At 68.6% G+C, this 14,282-nt stretch carries 18 protein-coding genes; 8 read left to right on the forward strand and 10 right to left on the reverse strand.

What is annotated here, in order from left to right; translation table 11 throughout:
• Nucleotides 1–227: 227 nt before the first annotated feature.
• From ACN27D_RS13510 to ACN27D_RS13520, 3 genes are all read right to left on the reverse strand, one after another.
• A complete protein-coding gene (locus ACN27D_RS13510; RefSeq protein WP_421499212.1) occupies nt 228–569 on the reverse strand; it encodes a helix-turn-helix domain-containing protein in 342 nt (113 codons plus the stop codon).
• 499 nt (nt 570–1,068) lie between these two features.
• Nucleotides 1,069–2,301 (reverse strand): AAA family ATPase, encoded by a 1,233-nt coding sequence (locus ACN27D_RS13515; RefSeq protein WP_421499213.1) that lies wholly within the window; start codon nt 2,299–2,301, stop codon nt 1,069–1,071.
• 320 nt (nt 2,302–2,621) lie between these two features.
• Nucleotides 2,622–3,785, reverse strand: coding sequence for an RNA polymerase sigma factor (locus tag ACN27D_RS13520; RefSeq protein WP_421499214.1), 1,164 nt, complete (start codon nt 3,783–3,785; stop codon nt 2,622–2,624).
• Nucleotides 3,786–3,937: 152 nt separating this feature from the next.
• Here ACN27D_RS13520 and ACN27D_RS13525 point away from each other — a divergent pair, with 152 nt between their 5' ends.
• Together ACN27D_RS13525 and ACN27D_RS13530 are read left to right on the forward strand one after the other, a co-directional pair.
• Nucleotides 3,938–4,135 (forward strand): hypothetical protein, encoded by a 198-nt coding sequence (locus tag ACN27D_RS13525; protein ID WP_203149933.1) that lies wholly within the window; start codon nt 3,938–3,940, stop codon nt 4,133–4,135.
• A gap of 148 nt (nt 4,136–4,283) precedes the next feature.
• Complete coding sequence (locus tag ACN27D_RS13530) at nt 4,284–5,645, forward strand: hypothetical protein (protein ID WP_421499215.1); 1,362 nt, start codon at nt 4,284–4,286, stop codon at nt 5,643–5,645.
• Nucleotides 5,646–5,917: 272 nt separating this feature from the next.
• Here ACN27D_RS13530 and ACN27D_RS13535 read toward each other — a convergent pair whose 3' ends face one another.
• The 4 genes from ACN27D_RS13535 to ACN27D_RS13550 form a co-directional block, all read right to left on the reverse strand.
• Nucleotides 5,918–6,529: a mobilome CxxCx(11)CxxC protein gene (locus ACN27D_RS13535; RefSeq protein ID WP_421499216.1), complete on the reverse strand. Its 612-nt coding sequence runs from the start codon at nt 6,527–6,529 to the stop codon at nt 5,918–5,920.
• Between the two features lie 509 nt (nt 6,530–7,038).
• On the reverse strand, nt 7,039–7,236 hold the full coding sequence (locus tag ACN27D_RS13540) for a tyrosine-type recombinase/integrase (protein ID WP_421501142.1): 198 nt from the start codon (nt 7,234–7,236) through the stop codon (nt 7,039–7,041).
• 157 nt (nt 7,237–7,393) lie between these two features.
• Nucleotides 7,394–7,693, reverse strand: a complete 300-nt coding sequence (locus tag ACN27D_RS13545; protein ID WP_120572504.1) for a hypothetical protein — start codon at nt 7,691–7,693, stop codon at nt 7,394–7,396.
• 152 nt (nt 7,694–7,845) lie between these two features.
• The gene (locus ACN27D_RS13550; protein ID WP_421499217.1) at nt 7,846–8,139 is read right to left on the reverse strand and encodes an ImmA/IrrE family metallo-endopeptidase; all 294 of its coding nucleotides are present in this window, start codon (nt 8,137–8,139) and stop codon (nt 7,846–7,848) included.
• A gap of 501 nt (nt 8,140–8,640) precedes the next feature.
• Here ACN27D_RS13550 and ACN27D_RS13555 point away from each other — a divergent pair.
• Nucleotides 8,641–9,060 carry an ester cyclase gene (locus tag ACN27D_RS13555; RefSeq protein ID WP_421499218.1) on the forward strand — a complete coding sequence of 140 codons (420 nt, stop codon included), beginning with the start codon at nt 8,641–8,643 and terminating at the stop codon, nt 9,058–9,060.
• 65 nt (nt 9,061–9,125) lie between these two features.
• Here the strand turns inward: ACN27D_RS13555 and ACN27D_RS13560 are convergent, their stop codons facing one another.
• The gene (locus tag ACN27D_RS13560) at nt 9,126–9,869 is read right to left on the reverse strand and encodes an LPXTG cell wall anchor domain-containing protein (protein WP_357898451.1); all 744 of its coding nucleotides are present in this window, start codon (nt 9,867–9,869) and stop codon (nt 9,126–9,128) included.
• 98 nt (nt 9,870–9,967) lie between these two features.
• Nucleotides 9,968–10,504 carry an AAA family ATPase gene (locus ACN27D_RS13565; RefSeq protein WP_421499219.1) on the reverse strand — a complete coding sequence of 179 codons (537 nt, stop codon included), beginning with the start codon at nt 10,502–10,504 and terminating at the stop codon, nt 9,968–9,970.
• A 51-nt stretch (nt 10,505–10,555) separates the two neighbouring features.
• Here ACN27D_RS13565 and ACN27D_RS13570 point away from each other — a divergent pair, with 51 nt between their 5' ends.
• Genes ACN27D_RS13570 through ACN27D_RS13580 form a run of 3 tightly spaced genes read left to right on the forward strand, consistent with a single transcriptional unit; the run spans nt 10,556 to nt 11,987 of the window.
• Complete coding sequence (locus tag ACN27D_RS13570; RefSeq protein ID WP_091413576.1) at nt 10,556–10,861, forward strand: ArsR/SmtB family transcription factor; 306 nt, start codon at nt 10,556–10,558, stop codon at nt 10,859–10,861.
• On the forward strand, nt 10,858–11,244 hold the full coding sequence (locus ACN27D_RS13575; protein WP_421499220.1) for a VOC family protein: 387 nt from the start codon (nt 10,858–10,860) through the stop codon (nt 11,242–11,244). The genes ACN27D_RS13570 and ACN27D_RS13575 overlap by 4 nt, the downstream gene beginning before the upstream one ends.
• Before the next feature lie 53 nt (nt 11,245–11,297).
• Nucleotides 11,298–11,987, forward strand: a complete 690-nt coding sequence (locus ACN27D_RS13580; protein ID WP_421499221.1) for a PH domain-containing protein — start codon at nt 11,298–11,300, stop codon at nt 11,985–11,987.
• Nucleotides 11,988–11,990: 3 nt separating this feature from the next.
• On the opposite strand, the gene ACN27D_RS13585 is transcribed toward ACN27D_RS13580, so the two are convergent.
• Nucleotides 11,991–12,581, reverse strand: a complete 591-nt coding sequence (locus ACN27D_RS13585; RefSeq protein ID WP_350814442.1) for a dienelactone hydrolase family protein — start codon at nt 12,579–12,581, stop codon at nt 11,991–11,993.
• 65 nt (nt 12,582–12,646) lie between these two features.
• Between ACN27D_RS13585 and ACN27D_RS13590 the strand changes: the two genes are divergently transcribed.
• Together ACN27D_RS13590 and ACN27D_RS13595 are read left to right on the forward strand one after the other, a co-directional pair.
• A complete protein-coding gene (locus ACN27D_RS13590) occupies nt 12,647–13,237 on the forward strand; it encodes a winged helix-turn-helix domain-containing protein (RefSeq protein WP_120572495.1) in 591 nt (196 codons plus the stop codon).
• An 89-nt stretch (nt 13,238–13,326) separates the two neighbouring features.
• On the forward strand, nt 13,327–14,274 hold the full coding sequence (locus ACN27D_RS13595; RefSeq protein WP_421501143.1) for an L-threonylcarbamoyladenylate synthase: 948 nt from the start codon (nt 13,327–13,329) through the stop codon (nt 14,272–14,274).
• The last annotated feature ends 8 nt before the right edge of the window (nt 14,275–14,282 follow it).

Here is a 14,282-nt window from a genome sequence, read left to right on the forward strand (position 1 = left end):
AGCTAGCAGGGGGTCGGGGGGTGTGGATTCGCGTTCTGGCGGGGTTTCGGGGTGTTTTCGCTGGTGGGGTGCTAGCCGCTAGCGTCCTGGTGGGGTTGGGGATTTGCCGCTAGCGGAGGTGCTAGCGCTAGCAGGGGGAGCCGCTAGCGCTAGCGGCTTGCGCGGTACCTGTCCGACCTGGGGGGCCGGTTACGGAGCGTTCATCTAGCGGTGTGGGAGTCGCCTGTTCATGCGCCGTCGCGTCGGCGGTGCTGCTGGCGTTGCTCGCGGCGCTCGGTGGCGGTCAGTTCGCGTTCGATGTCGTCGGTGCTTGCCTCGGGCAGGTCGTCGAGCCAGCGGTGGAGCCGGCCGCGTGGGATGACCCATCGGCCGCCGAGCTTGAGTGCGGGGATCTCGCCGGAGCGCACGAGGGCGTAGGTGGAGCCGAGGGAGAGCCGCAGGATTTCGGCGGTTTCGGCGACGGTGTAGACGGCGCTGACGATCGGGGCCGGTCGGTCGGTGGAGGTGCCCCCCGCCTCGGTGGCGGTGGTCGGGTTGGGGCGGGCTGGGAAGGGGATGACGGTGCTCACGGTGTTGTCCTCCGGGGTAGCGGTAGCGGCTGCTCGGGGTCGGTGAAGTGCTCGGCGGCGGGTTTTCGGGGTGTTGGCGGTGGGTGCCGCTGCCCGCTACTTCGGGCCGTTGCCGCTGCTCGGGTCGGTAGCGGCCGGGGGTAGCGACGCCGCTACCTGGTAGCGGCCCGGCGGCCCGGTGTCGGCCGTTTCTCGTCCGTCCGTCTCTGGTGGAGGGTCGGTGGAGCGGTGCGGCGGATTGGCGTAGGGCGGGCCGCTGAGAGGGCCGTGGGCGCATGATCCGCGCGGGGCGGGGGTTAGGCGATGCGTCGATGTGTCTGTGTGGCTTTGAGCGGGCCGGTCGGTCGCCGAGCGGGCCGGCGTGCCGGGGGCGGGTGGTGGTGGCGCTGACACGTTGACACTTCCTCGTGATCGGCGGGTTTGTGCTGGTCGGGGCGGGTGTCGCGCTGTCAACGCCGACCGTTGACAGGCGTTGACAGCGCTGACACCTGGCCGGTAGCTAGTGGGGTGACGGAAAGTGAGGAAGTTCGGTCTGTCCGGCCAGTGGGGCCGCAGTGCGGCCAGTGCGGCCAGCTTCCGGAACGTGGCCGGACTGGCCGGACTGTGGCCGGACTGGCCGCGCTGGCGGGTTGTCGTCACGGACGGTGAGTTGCCAGAGGGTGCGGGCGGGGAAGCCCTCGCGGGTGGTGGTGACCCCGGCGCGGGTCTTGGCGCGGCGTAGCGTCCGTTCGGCGATGCCTTCGGCGCGGGCGGCTTTGAGCACGTCCGTGCGGGTTGCTTCGCCGCCCTGCTCGGTCAGCCAGTCGCGCAGCCACGCTGCGGCGTCGTCGCGTTCGCTGCGGTCGTCGCCTTCCGCGCCGGCACCCTCGCCGAGGATGTCGTTCACGGACCGGTCGGACTCGCCGGTGATGGTCAGCTTCCCGACGAACGCCGGGCCTTCGTCGGTGGAGATCTCCACGGACTCCACGACGTAGCGCAGCGACGGCAGATCCAGCGGGCCGAGGTTGTTCTTCGCCTGGGACATGACGCAGGAGCCGTCTCCGGCTTCGTCGTCGCGGGCGATAGCGATCACGGCGCGGGCGACGGCGGAGAACGCCCGCGACCCGGTGATGAGGTTGAGCGCATCCGCGCTGGACGACTTGTTGAAGTGCGCCAGGCCGACCACCGCGCAGCCGGTCCGGTCGGCCATGTTCACCAGCGGTTCCAGCGCGGTCCGGAGGTCGCGGTCGCGGTGGGTGTCGATCCCGGAGTGGATCAGCGACAGCAGCGGGTCGGCGGCGAGCAGCGCCACGCCGAGACGGGTGATCTCCCGACCGAGCGCCGTGCAGTCGCGGGGAAGGGTGAGCTGGTCGAAGCCGCCGTCGTGCTGCACGTCGACCCGGTACACCATGTCGAGATCCGCGCCAGCGGCGAACAGGCGCGGGCCGATGGTCTGCGACCACGAATCCTCGGTAGCGGCGTAGATGACCGGGCGGGGTGTGCCGTGGTGCCGTCCGGGCAGGACGCCTCGGGTGATCTGCGCGGTGAGCCACGCCAGGGTCAGGGACTTGCCGATGCCCTCACGGCCGGGGATCACGGTGAGCGCGCCGGACGGGATGCGGTCGGTCCACGTCCACGCGACCGGGCGCATCCGGATCTGAGAGGCCGGGGTCAGTAGGAGCCGCCGGGCCGGTTCGCTGGCCGGGGCGTGGTCGGCGGTGATGCCGTCCAGACCTGCCGGGGCGGGGGGCATCTCAGTGCCAGACCGGCTGAAACACTGCGGTACGGGATCGGGTCCGCCTGTCGCTGCGCTGAGGGGTGTTTCAGCCGCTTGTGGTGGTCGGACACCCGGGGCCGAAGATCGGCCTGCCGTTGGTGGTGGGTCTTCTGGTGGTGGTGAGTCCGGCGTCAGCCGGGCCGTTCTGCCGTTGGTCGTGGTGCTCACTGGTGACTCCCGTTCCGTGTCGGTCGAAGGGTGGGTTCGTGCTGGCTGGACCCGGGTTGGTGGCGGCAGATCCGTAGACGGCGGCGTGCCGGTTGGATCTTGTGACGCTTGCCGCCTGGCGGGTTCCGTCACGCCGCCACCGCCAGGCCGTGCCGGGCGAAGGTCTTACGCGCCCGGTCCCACGCGTTGGCGACCGCCGACGTGCTGCGACCGGTGGCGCGGACGATGTCGCACGAGCGCATCCCGTCGAGCCGCATCAGCGCCACGTCGCGCTGCGCGGCCGGCAGGGTGGCCGCCGCCTCGCGCAGCGCGGCCAGGTCGCCCGGCGTCGTTTCCCGCGTGGTGGTGGTGAAGCCGGCCATCTGGTCGCGCATGGTCCGCTTGGCCCGCTCCCACGCGCCGCTGACCGCCTTCTTGCTGCGACCGGTGGCCCGCACGATGTCGCACTCGCGCATGCCGTCGAGCCGCATCAGCACCACCTCGCGCTGCGCGGCCGGAAGCGTGGCCGCAGCGGCGCGCACCGCGTCCCGGTCGGCGAACAGGTCGTCATCCCCGCCGGTCAGGCGAGCGCGCAGGGCGTGCTGCGCGGCTTCCCACACCCGCGTCACCCGCCGGTAGTTCCACCCGGTCAGGCGGGCCACGTCGCACAACGCGGCACCTTCCAGCCGCAGCCGGATCACCGTCTGCTGGTCGGCCGGCAGGTCGCTCACCCCGTCGCGCAGGCACGCCAGCATGCGCAGCTTCTCGGCCGTCTCCGGCACCTCGCCACCGTCGTCTGTGACGGCGTGCCCCACCGCCGGCCGGTGATCCCACAGCGCCGTCTCGGTGTCGTCGCTGACCGGCGTTTCGACCCTGAGCCGGTCCATCATTCGGGCGCACTCGTACCGGGCGATGGTCAACAGCCACGCCTTGAACGGGTCACCGTCGACCCGGGGCTGATAGCGGCCGATCGCGTTCAGGGCCTTCATCCACGTCAGCGACGCCACGTCATCCGCGTAGGCCGTGCGGCCCACGATCCGCAGCCGGCTCTCCGCGTAGGTACGCACCGCTCGGGAGTAGCGCCGGTACAGCGGGTCGAATGCGTCTCGGTGACCGGCCTGTGCCAGCGCCACCAGCGCCGCCGTGGGCAGCTCCTGCCACCGCCGCACCGTCGCCGCTTCCGGCGGGACCTTCTCCCCGAACGCCGCTACCGCCGCCGCCAGGTCGTCAAGCTCCGCAACCTCGGAACTCAGCCGGTCCCAGTCGATCCCTGCACCGTTTCCGGGCAGCATCGAGCTACGCTTGACCTGCATCTTCGCCTCCCTCACCCGGAGCTCCGTTGATGTACTGGCCTCGGCGGGGGTGCCACCCCGCCGGGGCCTCCTGCGTAGGACATACGCTAACCGGCTAGCGGCTAGCTGTCTAGCCGTTTCTTCGGTATCCGTCTAGCCGCTACACTGCCCACATGACGGCTCTTGAGGACCTTCAGAAGCTCGCTGACCGCGTTCGCAAAGCCACTCAGGCGCTCGACGCCTTGCGGCAAGAGCGAGACCAGCTCATCCGCGATGTGCGCCGCTCGACCGATCACACCGTTCCGGAGATCGCCGACGCGGCGGGGGTGTCGCAAGCGACCGTGAAGACGGTTATCCGTGGTGTTCGTTGATCGTCCTGCCATGGAACGAGGAAACCTCGCATCGGCAGTGGTCAGCACCATGTGAAGACCCATGTGAAGTGCGCTGACCCGTGTGGGCGTATCCCGGCGCACTGCTCGGCCGGTACCGTCCGAGGCAGGCCCATGGGGAGGCGGACACGTGAACGAACCGAATGACGCGCTAGCGGCGCTCGTTGTTGAGGCAGGCTTCTCTTGGGCCGGGCTGGCGCGACGAGTCAACGACCTCGGCGCGAATGAGGGGCTGGCTCTGCGGTACGACTACACCGCCGTCAACCGCTGGGTAAAGCGCGGAGAGACACCACGATCGCCGGTTCCATCCCTGCTCGCTAGGGCACTGACAGAGCGCGTAGGCAGGCGAGTTAGCCCGTCTGACTTCGGCATGACTGAGGAAGAAACCCTCGCCGCGCGGGGGTTGCAGTACGGAGACGATCCCCACGTGACTGTGGACACGATCATCGATCTCGGGAGGGCTGACGTGAAACGCCGCGACATCGTAAAAGCGCCGTTCGTGCTGGCCGCGTTGGGCGCACTTAGCCGAGACTGGCTCCTAGCGACGCTTGACGAGACCACGACCGAGCGCGGGCCGCGCCAGGTAGGCATGCGCCAGGTGGCCGGCATCCAGGAGATGTTCGCGCTCTTTCAAGACATGGACGTGATGCGCGGTGGTGGACACGCCCGGACGGCGCTCGTGGAGTACATGCAGAGTTACGTTCTGCCCTTGCTCAAGCGGGAGCATGAACCGGCCGTGCAGCGAGCACTCTACGAAGCCGCAGCGGAGCAGTCGTACCTGGTGGGCTGGATGGCGTACGACGATGGCGAGCACGGGCTGGCGCAGCGGTACCTGATTCAGGCGCTACGCCTGGCGCAAGCGGCCGGCAGCGCAGCTCTTGGGGCGCACGTACTTGCCGGCATGTCTGATCAGGCGAACCTACTCGGACACCCGCGTGAGGCGCTGATGCTGGCCCGCGCCGGCCGCCACGGTCTAGCCGAAGGTGACTCACCCGCCTGCCTCGCTGATCTTCACATCCTTGAGGGGCGTGCGCTCGCAGCTCTCGGCGAGTCGTCGGCCGCCGCCGCGTCGGTCGTCAGGGCCGAGCAGGTGTTTGGACGGGTGGTTCACGACGACGAACCGGCCTGGGCAAAGTTCATCGATGCGCCGTACATCTTTGGCGAGGCTGCGCACTGCTTCCGCGACCTTGGCCAGCCCTCGGAGCTTGAGCGCTTCGCCAACGAATCCGCTGCTGGCGCTCGGCGGCAGGGCCGAGCCCGGCGGGGGGCACTCAGCGAGGCGGCGCTTTCGATTGCTGACCTTGACCGCGCCAACGTTGAAGCCGCTGCATCGCGTGCGGTGCATGTCGTTGAACTCGCCGCTTCAGTCAACTCATCGCGGGCCATTGAGACGGTGCGAGACTTGCAGCGACGCATGAAGCCCTTTGTGGCTATTGATGAGGTTCAACTATTCAATGCGCGTGCTGGTGAAAAACTCGGCCTTGTTGCTTGACCTTCTAGGTAGCAGTAATGTGTGCTAGGTGGACGTTCGACTCTCCACCTAGCACAATGAAGCTATTTGCCGCAGTAGCTACAAACGCCGAGCACTGGGCCAGTGTTGACCCTGAGGGCGTAGTCGGACTCATTCAAGACGCTTGCGTACGTCTTGCGTCCCTGGATGAAAGCATTGATCTCCTCAACAAACTCGTTTCGCTGAGCGTCGTTCAGTAGGAGAAAACCCTTGACCAGCCTTGCTGTGGGCGCATCCATCTGTATCCTCTATCCCTAGACTTTGCTTAGCTTGAAATTGCCGCACACGGCGCACTCTGTGGGTTCCATGCTTGTGGGCACGATTCGGCAACTAGAGCACGCGAGCTGGCGGTCACGCAGCGCAGCTCGCATACCCATTCGCTTTTCTTGCTCCTTGATGTCCTGGCTGTAGTCCTGAGCTTGCCGCGAGCTGTCTAGCGCCACGAGAACTTCGTAGCGATGGCGGGCAAGCTCGATGCTGATACTGCGATTCGAAGCTAGCTCCTTAAATTCTTGAGTTAAGCGCTGATTGTCGACGACCGAAGTAATTGCATACCCGTAGGACTCGACCCATCCCGAGACAATTGCCCATGTCGAGAATGTCAACTGAACCAGCCCGACAGTGCCGCCAATGGCGACAGCAAGTCCAAGAAGCGGGAAACCTGCGCCGTAGCCAAGAGCCAACCCGCCGACAATCACGGGAACCACTAATGCAACGAAATTCAACCACTTCAGCCGTCTCCTTAGGAGACGTGCGCGGACCTCGAAGATGTAGGCGGTCCCGAAGGTGTGAAGTGCTCGGTTCCACGCCTCTTTCGCGAGCGCATCCCACTCACTCGCCGTGCCTTCGCTGCTTGGTTGGCTCATGTAGGGTCCGTCCCCCTGTCGTCGGTCGAAGGACAATACCTATCGAGCGGCCATGGGTAAAGTTGACCTTGATTTGGCCTGCTGAGCAGACAGTTGGTGGCGCTTGCCTGGCCGCAAGGGGGGAAAAGCGATTATTTCTCACTATGGGGCCGTGAGCTACCGCTTCTCGGACGTCCCCGCCCCGCACAGGGCTGTCGTCTCCCCGAATCGGTCCCTACGTGGTCGAGACGGAGGGAGTCCACGAGGGATGATCGGGGGCGAGACGCATCAGCGCCTGAAGGGCTGTCCCTTCCCATCGTCAGCAGAAAGTCATCAAACCCGTTGGCGGCCATCGTTAACCGTTGCCAACAGATGGGAGACGTCCGGCTGTGGATGGCAAGAAGCGTGCCTTGCCGACAGGGCCGGACGTCCCCCATCCGCCTTTGCAAGGCAGGGGTTAGGGGTTCGAGTCCCCTGGGCTCCACCAGCATTTCCCTTCGCTGATCTCGGGTCCGAGTACAGCCAAGCAGTCACGCTGTCCCCTCCTCGCCCAGCACCCGATCGATGGCCGAGGCAGACTGACGAGCCCGCGCCGGCAGGACGTGCCCGTAAGTGTCGGCCGTCATCCGGATCGTGGAGTGCCCGAGCAGCTCCATTACCGTGCGCAGTTCCTCGCCCTGGTCGAGCAGGAACGTGGCGGACGCGTGGCGCAGGTCGTGCAGGTGCAGCCGTCCAGACCGCGGCCGCCGCGGTCAGCGGCGGCGAGGTCGTCGGAGAGGGCACCAGCAGCGTTGTCGAGCTGCGAGACCCGACCGCCCACGCCGAGGGTCATGGCCCTGGGGCACGCAGGCCGGGATCGCCCATCTTGATCTCGTAATGCGCCGGTTAGACGACCTGTAGATCGAGCCCGCTCTCGGGCCGTAGGAACGTTGCAGTGGACGCCATCGAACGTTCCGCTATGGCCGCTTCCAAAGCAATCGTCTCCGTGCCGGCGAGATACACCTCAACCGGCGCGCTGCTCTGCCAGTCCAGATGAGCCCGTACCTTATGCCGGCCTGGCGCTACGTCGACGCTCTGGACGGCTCCGCGCTTCAGACGTGCCACGACCTGCCCGTCAATCTCGACCTTGATGCGGCGCAGGAGGCCACCAGCGTCCAAGGCGCGACGAACGGTGATCGTCGGCATGGGAGCTCCACTCCTTCCCTGCGGCGCGGTGATACACCGAAGTACCTCAACGCCGTAAACGCAAAACAAAACGAGGAAGTACAGCCATCCATACAGCCGAGCCAGCCGACGATCGACGGGGCAGGGCGACACCGGCCGACGCGACGTGCAGCTCAGCGACCGTGAGCGATGTCGAGTACAGCCTGGACAGTGGGCTTCCATCGGTCGGCGAAAGCTTCGGCGAACCGTTCATGATCTGATCGCCGTTGCACGCGGCCGACCTTTCGGCTGCGGTGTTGGAGCACGTGGTGTCCGAGTTCGTGCAGCAGCACGTCGAACCGCATGAAGTCCCGCAACGATGCGGCTTCCGATAACGGTTGCTCGTGCAGGAAGATCTCGCCTGGAACCCGGAGCCTGCCGTAGACGACGAATCCGGGCCGGAAGTCCTCGGTCTGCCGCAGATCCACGGCGCGTAACCCGTACCACGCCCAGGGCCCGATGGCTCCCAGCACGTCGCGAACGTCTCGTCCGCTTGCCGGATGCGCGAATCCGCGTCGCGGTGCGTGCACGTGGATCCGCACCCGATCGAGCCGGGGCGCGCGCCGAAGTGCCTGGCGGGATCGGGGGTCCGTTCGGAGGCTTCGGCTCACAGCGGCCATGGTCGGCGTACGGCACGACCGACGACAACGGATTTCTCCCGTGGAGCCACTCGGTAAGACCAGCGGGTGGAGCGGCGGCCTGCCGGCGCCGTCGCGTATCTCGCCGACGGCGTCCCGCTCGTAGAGGGACTGCTCGGTCGTCGGGTCCAGGAGGAAATACCGATCGGTACAGAACGTGACCCGGATCATGGACCGATCGGTACAGAATCCTGTTACGGTCGAGGCAGAACCGAGCGGTACAAAATATCGCTCGCGCCGACGGCCGGCCCGGTGATGCGGGTCGGCGCATACAGATGAGGGAAAACGATCATGAGATCCGTCGCAACCCAGCCAGCCATGTCCACCCAGGAACTGCGGGACTTCTACCTGCGGTACGTCGAGCTGGCGAACAAGCGGGAGTTCGCCCGCATGGCCGACTTCGCCCACGAGGAGGTCGTCATGAACGGCACCCCGGTCAAGATGGCGGACATGGTGGCGGAGTTCTACAAGCACGTGGAGGCGGTGCCAGACCTTCACTGGGAGATCCAGGACCTCGTCGTCGAGGGCGACACGATCGCCGCCCGGCTCGTCGACACGGGCACCCCGGTCAAGGAGTGGAACGGCCTGGCCCCCACCGGCAAGTCGGTGTCGTTCACCGAGACCGCCTTCTATCGGGTGCAGGACGGCAAGTTCAAGTACATGTCGTACCTGATGGACACCGACTCGGTGCGGCGGCAGCTCGCCGGCTGACGGAAAATCCGGAAAACGCGGCGCGCCCAGCCCGATGAGGCATCGAGCTGGGCGCGCCCAGGGAATTACGCGACGAAGCGGGAACGACGCCGGCGTCCGATGACGTAGCTGGCGCCGCCGATGAGCAGGAGTGCCCCACCGATGCCGGCCACGGTCGCGGTGTCGGCGCCGGTCACGGGCAGCCCGCCGCCCTCGCCACCACCGTCGCCGCCGGGCGCGCCCACGCTGGCGGAGGGGGTGACGGGCGGAACGACTGTCGACGTGGCGCTGGGCGTCGCGGTCGGCGTGGTCGTGGGCTGAGACGGCGTCGGAGTCGGCGTCGGCGTCTGGGACGCGCAGTCGAGCGCACGAGCCTCGTACAGGCCGTTGTTCAGGTAGGCGAGGTAGGCCTCGACGGACGGGTCGTCGAGCACCTTCTGCGCGGCGGCCCGCACGTTGGGGCCGGCTCCCGTCATCGTCTGGCCGATCCTGACGCGCAGAGCGATCGCCCAGCGATCCTGCACGTTCTTGAGGTATGCGCGAAGGTCGTCCGAGGTGCCCTTGAGTCGCTCCTCGATCTCGCCCGGCAGAACCGGCAACGATTCGGCCTGCGCCTCGGCCAGCAGCCGGTACGCCAGCAGCCGAAGCTCGGAAACGGTGGCGGTGTCCAGGTCGATGGTGACAAGTTCGCGGAAGTCCTTGTACACCTTGCGTTCGACCGTCTGGCAGGACTCGTTCAGCCCGGGCGATGCGGCTTGCGCCGCCGCAGGCGCCGCCGGAATCAAAAAGGCCAGCGCCACCAGGGCACCGGCCGGAACCTTCCATTGCATGTGGACTTTCCTCCCCGTGGAAATCAAAACATGGAGATGTTAGCGGTATCGGTGCCCAAAGCAAGGGCATTGATGTGGCCGACGCTGCACAGAGTGCGCTAAGGGCACAGTCGATCAACTGCCTCTTTGATCGCCGCCACCCGGGTCGCGAGCGGTCCCGCCGGCACGTCGACGAGGTCGAATCCCGCCTCGCGGTACGTCAGTTCGTGGACCCGCTCGAAGACGAGCGACTCCTCGAAGCTGATCCGCCGGGCCGCGGTCGCCTCGACGAAGCCCTGATTCCGGACGAAGAAGACGGTCCGTTCCGTCGTCATGCCCTCGATCTCGTCGAGCAGGGCGGACGGCGGCGTCATGCCGAGGTGGCGGCACAACGCGAGCGTGCACACGGGTGAGCGGTCGTGGAACGCCACGTCGTCGCCGAACATCTCGGCTCGGCGCCGACGCCTCCGCTGGAGATCCAGCACCCGCTCGGCGAAGTCCGGCTCACGCCACGGCTCGGGTCGGCCGAGCGCCTGGCGAAGCGCGATCACGTCGGTTGCGGCCTCCTCCACGACGGGATGGCCGTCGAGTTCCAGGTGGCGCAGGATCGCTGTCTTACCGGAGCCGGGAGCGCCGGTGAGGATGTATCCGGGCATGACGTCCTCCGATGGCGGGCAGCCTCTTGATAGGCAAGCCATTACTTGCATATGGTGGGTGACGTGGGCGATCTGTACCAGGCGCTGGCCGATCCCACCCGCCGCCTGATCCTCGACGAGCTGACCGAGCGCGACGGTCAGACCCTGTTCGAGATCTGCGGCCGGCTGGCCACGAAGCACCAGGTCGGCTCGTCCCGGCAGGCGATCTCCCAGCACCTCGACGTCCTGGAGGCCGCCGGCCTGATCGTCACGCGGCGGCAGGGGCGCTACAAGTTCCATCACCTCGACACCCGGCCGCTGCGGTCCATCACCGAGCGATGGCTCAGGTCCGCCGAACCCACCCAGGAGAACCCATGAGAATCAACCTCACCAGCGTGTACGTCGACGACCAGGCCAAGGCGCTGCGCTTCTACACCGAGGTGCTCGGCTTTGTGAAGAAGACCGACGTGCCGACCGGGGAGTTCCGCTGGCTGACGGTGGTCTCGCCGGACGCCCCGGACGGCGTGGAACTGCTGCTGGAGCCCGACGCGCACCCGGCCGCCAAGGCGTTCAAGGAGGCGCTCGCGGGCGACGGCATCCCGCTGACGCAGTTCGCGGTGGACGACGTGGCCGCCGAGCACGACCGGCTGCGGAGCCTCGGCGTGCTGTTCACCCAGGAGCCGGTCGACATGGGCCCGGTGACCACAGCGGTGTTCGACGACACCTGCGGCAACCTGATCCAGATCGCACAGTACCGGTAGCCGGGCGCTGACTCCGCGCGGAACCGCTGGACACGATCCGTCACGCTGGCGGCATGACGGTGTGGCGGCGCCCGTACTCGCTGGACCTGACCACCGCCGACTTCATGGTCGTGGCGGTGCTGGCGGTCGGCTTCTTCGTGCTCCTCGTGTTCGAGGTCCGCGGTGGCAGGATGCTGGGACCGGAGGTGCTGTTCCTCGGAGTGTGGAACGCCGTCGGCCTCGCCGTCGCGGTTCGCCGCGCGATGCTCGGCGTCTGGGTGAGCCCCGTCGGCGTGCGCTCGCGCTTGCTGCTCCGCACGACCACGGTGCCGTGGGCGTCGGTCGTGGAGATCCGCAGCGGTGCGGGTTCGATAGCGGGCCTGGACATGGGACGCGACGCGATCGTCATCGAGCGGACCGACGGCGAGCCGGTGCAGACGCCGATCCAGTCAGGCGCCATCGTCCGGCCGTTCCGCCTGGAGCTGACCCGCCTGGTCACCTGGCCGGAGCACTACGACGAGATCCTCGCGAACCTGCGGGAGTGCCACCGCAACGCCCGTCCCCCGGGGCAGCGCGCGCCGGCGAGCCCGGCACCGGATCCGGCCCGCGCCGACCGGCCGGACCCGCCGGAGCAGGTCCGGCGGCCGGCTCCGAGCACCGCCCGGCGGCGCGACATCCACGCGCTGGCCAGGCAGTACGAGCGTGGGGTGCTGACCGACGCCGAGTACGCGGCGGCGTTGGCGCGGCTGCGCGGTGACGGGTAGGCGTCAGCCGAGCCGGTCGAGCAGTTCGCGGCTGCGGCTCACCACCAGCGCGGTCGCCTCCGCGTCGTACGAGGGCAGCGAACTGTCGGTGAACAGGTGCCGGTCACCGGGGTAGACGTACAGCTCGCCGCGCTCGGGACCGACGATCGACACCAGCTCGCGGGCGGCGTCCACGTCCCCTTCCAGCCCGAAGAACGGATCGTGCTCCATGCCGTGCACCTGCACCGCTACGCCGTCGGGCCAGGGACCGATCGCCCACTCGCCGGTCACCGGCAGGCAGGCCTCGTAGAGGAGGGCGGCCCGGGCGCCGGCCCGGGTCTGGGCGAGCCGCTGGGCGATGGCGGCCCCCCAGGAGACGCCCGCGTAGACCAGGTCGGCGGGCAGGTCGGCGACGAGCGCGTCGGCGCGCTGGTCGAGGACGTCGCCGCCGATCCGCTTGGTCAGCGCGGCGCCGTCCTCGATGGTGGCGGGCAGTTCGCCGTCGAAGAGGTCGGGGGCGTGCACGGTGTGCCCGCCGGAGCGCAGGGAGTCGGCGAGCGCGCGAACCCCGTCCGTGAGCCCTTGAATGTGGTGGAAGAGCACGATCTCGGCCATCACTACACTCCTGAGTTGTCAGACCAGAGTTATCGAACGAACCAGAATCTTAGAACGGTCGAGAAATGTCGGTCAATCAGCGGATCCCGGACTACGACCTCGACGACCTGCTCGTGGTCACCGCCCCGGAGCAGCTGCGTGCGCTCGCCGACCCGTTGCGGAGCACGCTGCTCGAACTGCTCCTGGAGCGCGCCGCCACTGTCAACGAGATGGCCCGCGCCGTCGACCGGCCCAAGAGCAGCGTGGCGTACCACGTGAACCAGCTGGTGGACGCCGGTCTGCTGCGCGTGGTGCGGACCCGGCGGGTACGCGCCATCGAGGAGCGGTTCTACGGGCGGGTGGCTCGCACCTACTACGTCGGGGCGCTCAGCCGGGCGGAGGACAAGCAGGTGGTGTCCCGGATGAACGGGCTCGCCGAGGCAGCCGCCGAAGCGGCGGCCGCGCACGCCGCCGACGAGTTGCGGTGCACGCTCGTGCACGCGCGCATCCCGATCGAGGACGTCCGCGAGTTCTGGGCGGAGGTGCAGGCGCTGGCCCGGCGGTTCGCGCAGATCCCCCGGGCCGGCGACCAGGTGTACGGCTTCGCCGCCGGCCTCTACCCGACCGACGCGCCCACGCTCCCCGACACGGACCCCGCCACCGACCCACGCGGCTGACCGCCCCACCACGCGACGGCGGGGTCTTGCCGGGGCGGCGATCCGGGCAGGCTAGCGTCGGAAGCGTGAGCACCGGATCCCCGCGCGTCCTGCCGGCCGAGAGCGGCATCGACGAGGCAGCCGCCGTCCTGCGCGCCGGCGGGCTGGTCGCCTTCCCCACCGAGACGGTCTATGGGCTGGGCGCGAACGCGCTGGACGCCCGCGCTGCCGCGCGGATCTTCGAGGCGAAGGCCCGGCCCAGCTTCGACCCGCTGATCAGCCACCTCGCCGATGCTGCCGACCTGGCCGCACTGGTCGGCGAGGTGCCCGCGGCGGTGGCCGAGCTGGCGAAGCGGTTCTGGCCCGGCCCGCTCACCCTGATCGTGGACCGGCCGGAGAGCATCCCGCCGATCGTCACCTCCGGCTTGGACACCATGGCGGTACGCGTACCGGACGAGCCGTCCGCGCGGGCACTGATCGCGGCGGCCGGTGTGCCGGTGGCCGCGCCGAGCGCGAACCGGTTCGGCCAGCTCAGCCCCACCCGGGCCGAACACGTGGTGGCCGGGCTGGGCGGCGCGGTGGACGTGGTGCTCGACGGTGGGCCCACCCGGTGCGGGATCGAGTCGACGATCGTGGACGCCCGGGGCGACCGGCCGGTGGTGCTGCGGCTGGGCGCGCTGCCGATCGAGGCGCTGGTCGAGGCGGTCGGCCCGGTCGAGGTACGCCAGGGCAGCTCCGGTCAGCCGGTCGCGCCCGGGACGCTGGCCGCGCACTACGCCCCACGTACCCCGTTGCGGTTGGGCGCGGCGGCCGAGCCCGGCGGCGGCCGGCGTGGGTTTCTGGCCTTCCGGGAACCACCGGCGGACGGCGACTGGGCCGCGGTGGAGGTGCTGTCGCCCGACGGCGACGTGACGGCGGCGGCGGCGCGCCTGTTCGACGCGCTGCACCGGCTCGACGCGGCCGGGGTGACCGAGATCGTCGCCGAGCCGGTACCGGACACCGGCGTGGGCCGGGCGATCAACGACCGGCTGCGCCGCGCCGCCGCCACCTGGCACTAGGGACAACG

The organism is Micromonospora sp. WMMD1274, assembly GCF_049179035.1.
GTDB classification, from domain to species: domain Bacteria; phylum Actinomycetota; class Actinomycetes; order Mycobacteriales; family Micromonosporaceae; genus Micromonospora; species Micromonospora tulbaghiae.

Bases quoted from the DNA above. Each gene is read 5' to 3' on its own strand.
- ACN27D_RS13515 (WP_421499213.1), bottom strand. From the start codon at position 2,301: ATGCCCCCCGCCCCGGCAGGTCTGGACGGCATCACCGCCGACCACGCC.
- ACN27D_RS13520 (WP_421499214.1), bottom strand. From the start codon at position 3,785: ATGCAGGTCAAGCGTAGCTCGATGCTGCCCGGAAACGGTGCAGGGATC.
- ACN27D_RS13525 (WP_203149933.1), top strand. From the start codon at position 3,938: ATGACGGCTCTTGAGGACCTTCAGAAGCTCGCTGACCGCGTTCGCAAA.
- ACN27D_RS13535 (WP_421499216.1), bottom strand. From the start codon at position 6,529: ATGAGCCAACCAAGCAGCGAAGGCACGGCGAGTGAGTGGGATGCGCTC.
- ACN27D_RS13545 (WP_120572504.1), bottom strand. From the start codon at position 7,693: ATGCCGACGATCACCGTTCGTCGCGCCTTGGACGCTGGTGGCCTCCTG.
- ACN27D_RS13555 (WP_421499218.1), top strand. From the start codon at position 8,641: ATGAGATCCGTCGCAACCCAGCCAGCCATGTCCACCCAGGAACTGCGG.
- ACN27D_RS13560 (WP_357898451.1), bottom strand. From the start codon at position 9,869: ATGCAATGGAAGGTTCCGGCCGGTGCCCTGGTGGCGCTGGCCTTTTTG.
- ACN27D_RS13565 (WP_421499219.1), bottom strand. From the start codon at position 10,504: ATGCCCGGATACATCCTCACCGGCGCTCCCGGCTCCGGTAAGACAGCG.
- ACN27D_RS13570 (WP_091413576.1), top strand. From the start codon at position 10,556: ATGGTGGGTGACGTGGGCGATCTGTACCAGGCGCTGGCCGATCCCACC.
- ACN27D_RS13575 (WP_421499220.1), top strand. From the start codon at position 10,858: ATGAGAATCAACCTCACCAGCGTGTACGTCGACGACCAGGCCAAGGCG.
- ACN27D_RS13580 (WP_421499221.1), top strand. From the start codon at position 11,298: ATGACGGTGTGGCGGCGCCCGTACTCGCTGGACCTGACCACCGCCGAC.
- ACN27D_RS13585 (WP_350814442.1), bottom strand. From the start codon at position 12,581: ATGGCCGAGATCGTGCTCTTCCACCACATTCAAGGGCTCACGGACGGG.
- ACN27D_RS13590 (WP_120572495.1), top strand. From the start codon at position 12,647: ATGTCGGTCAATCAGCGGATCCCGGACTACGACCTCGACGACCTGCTC.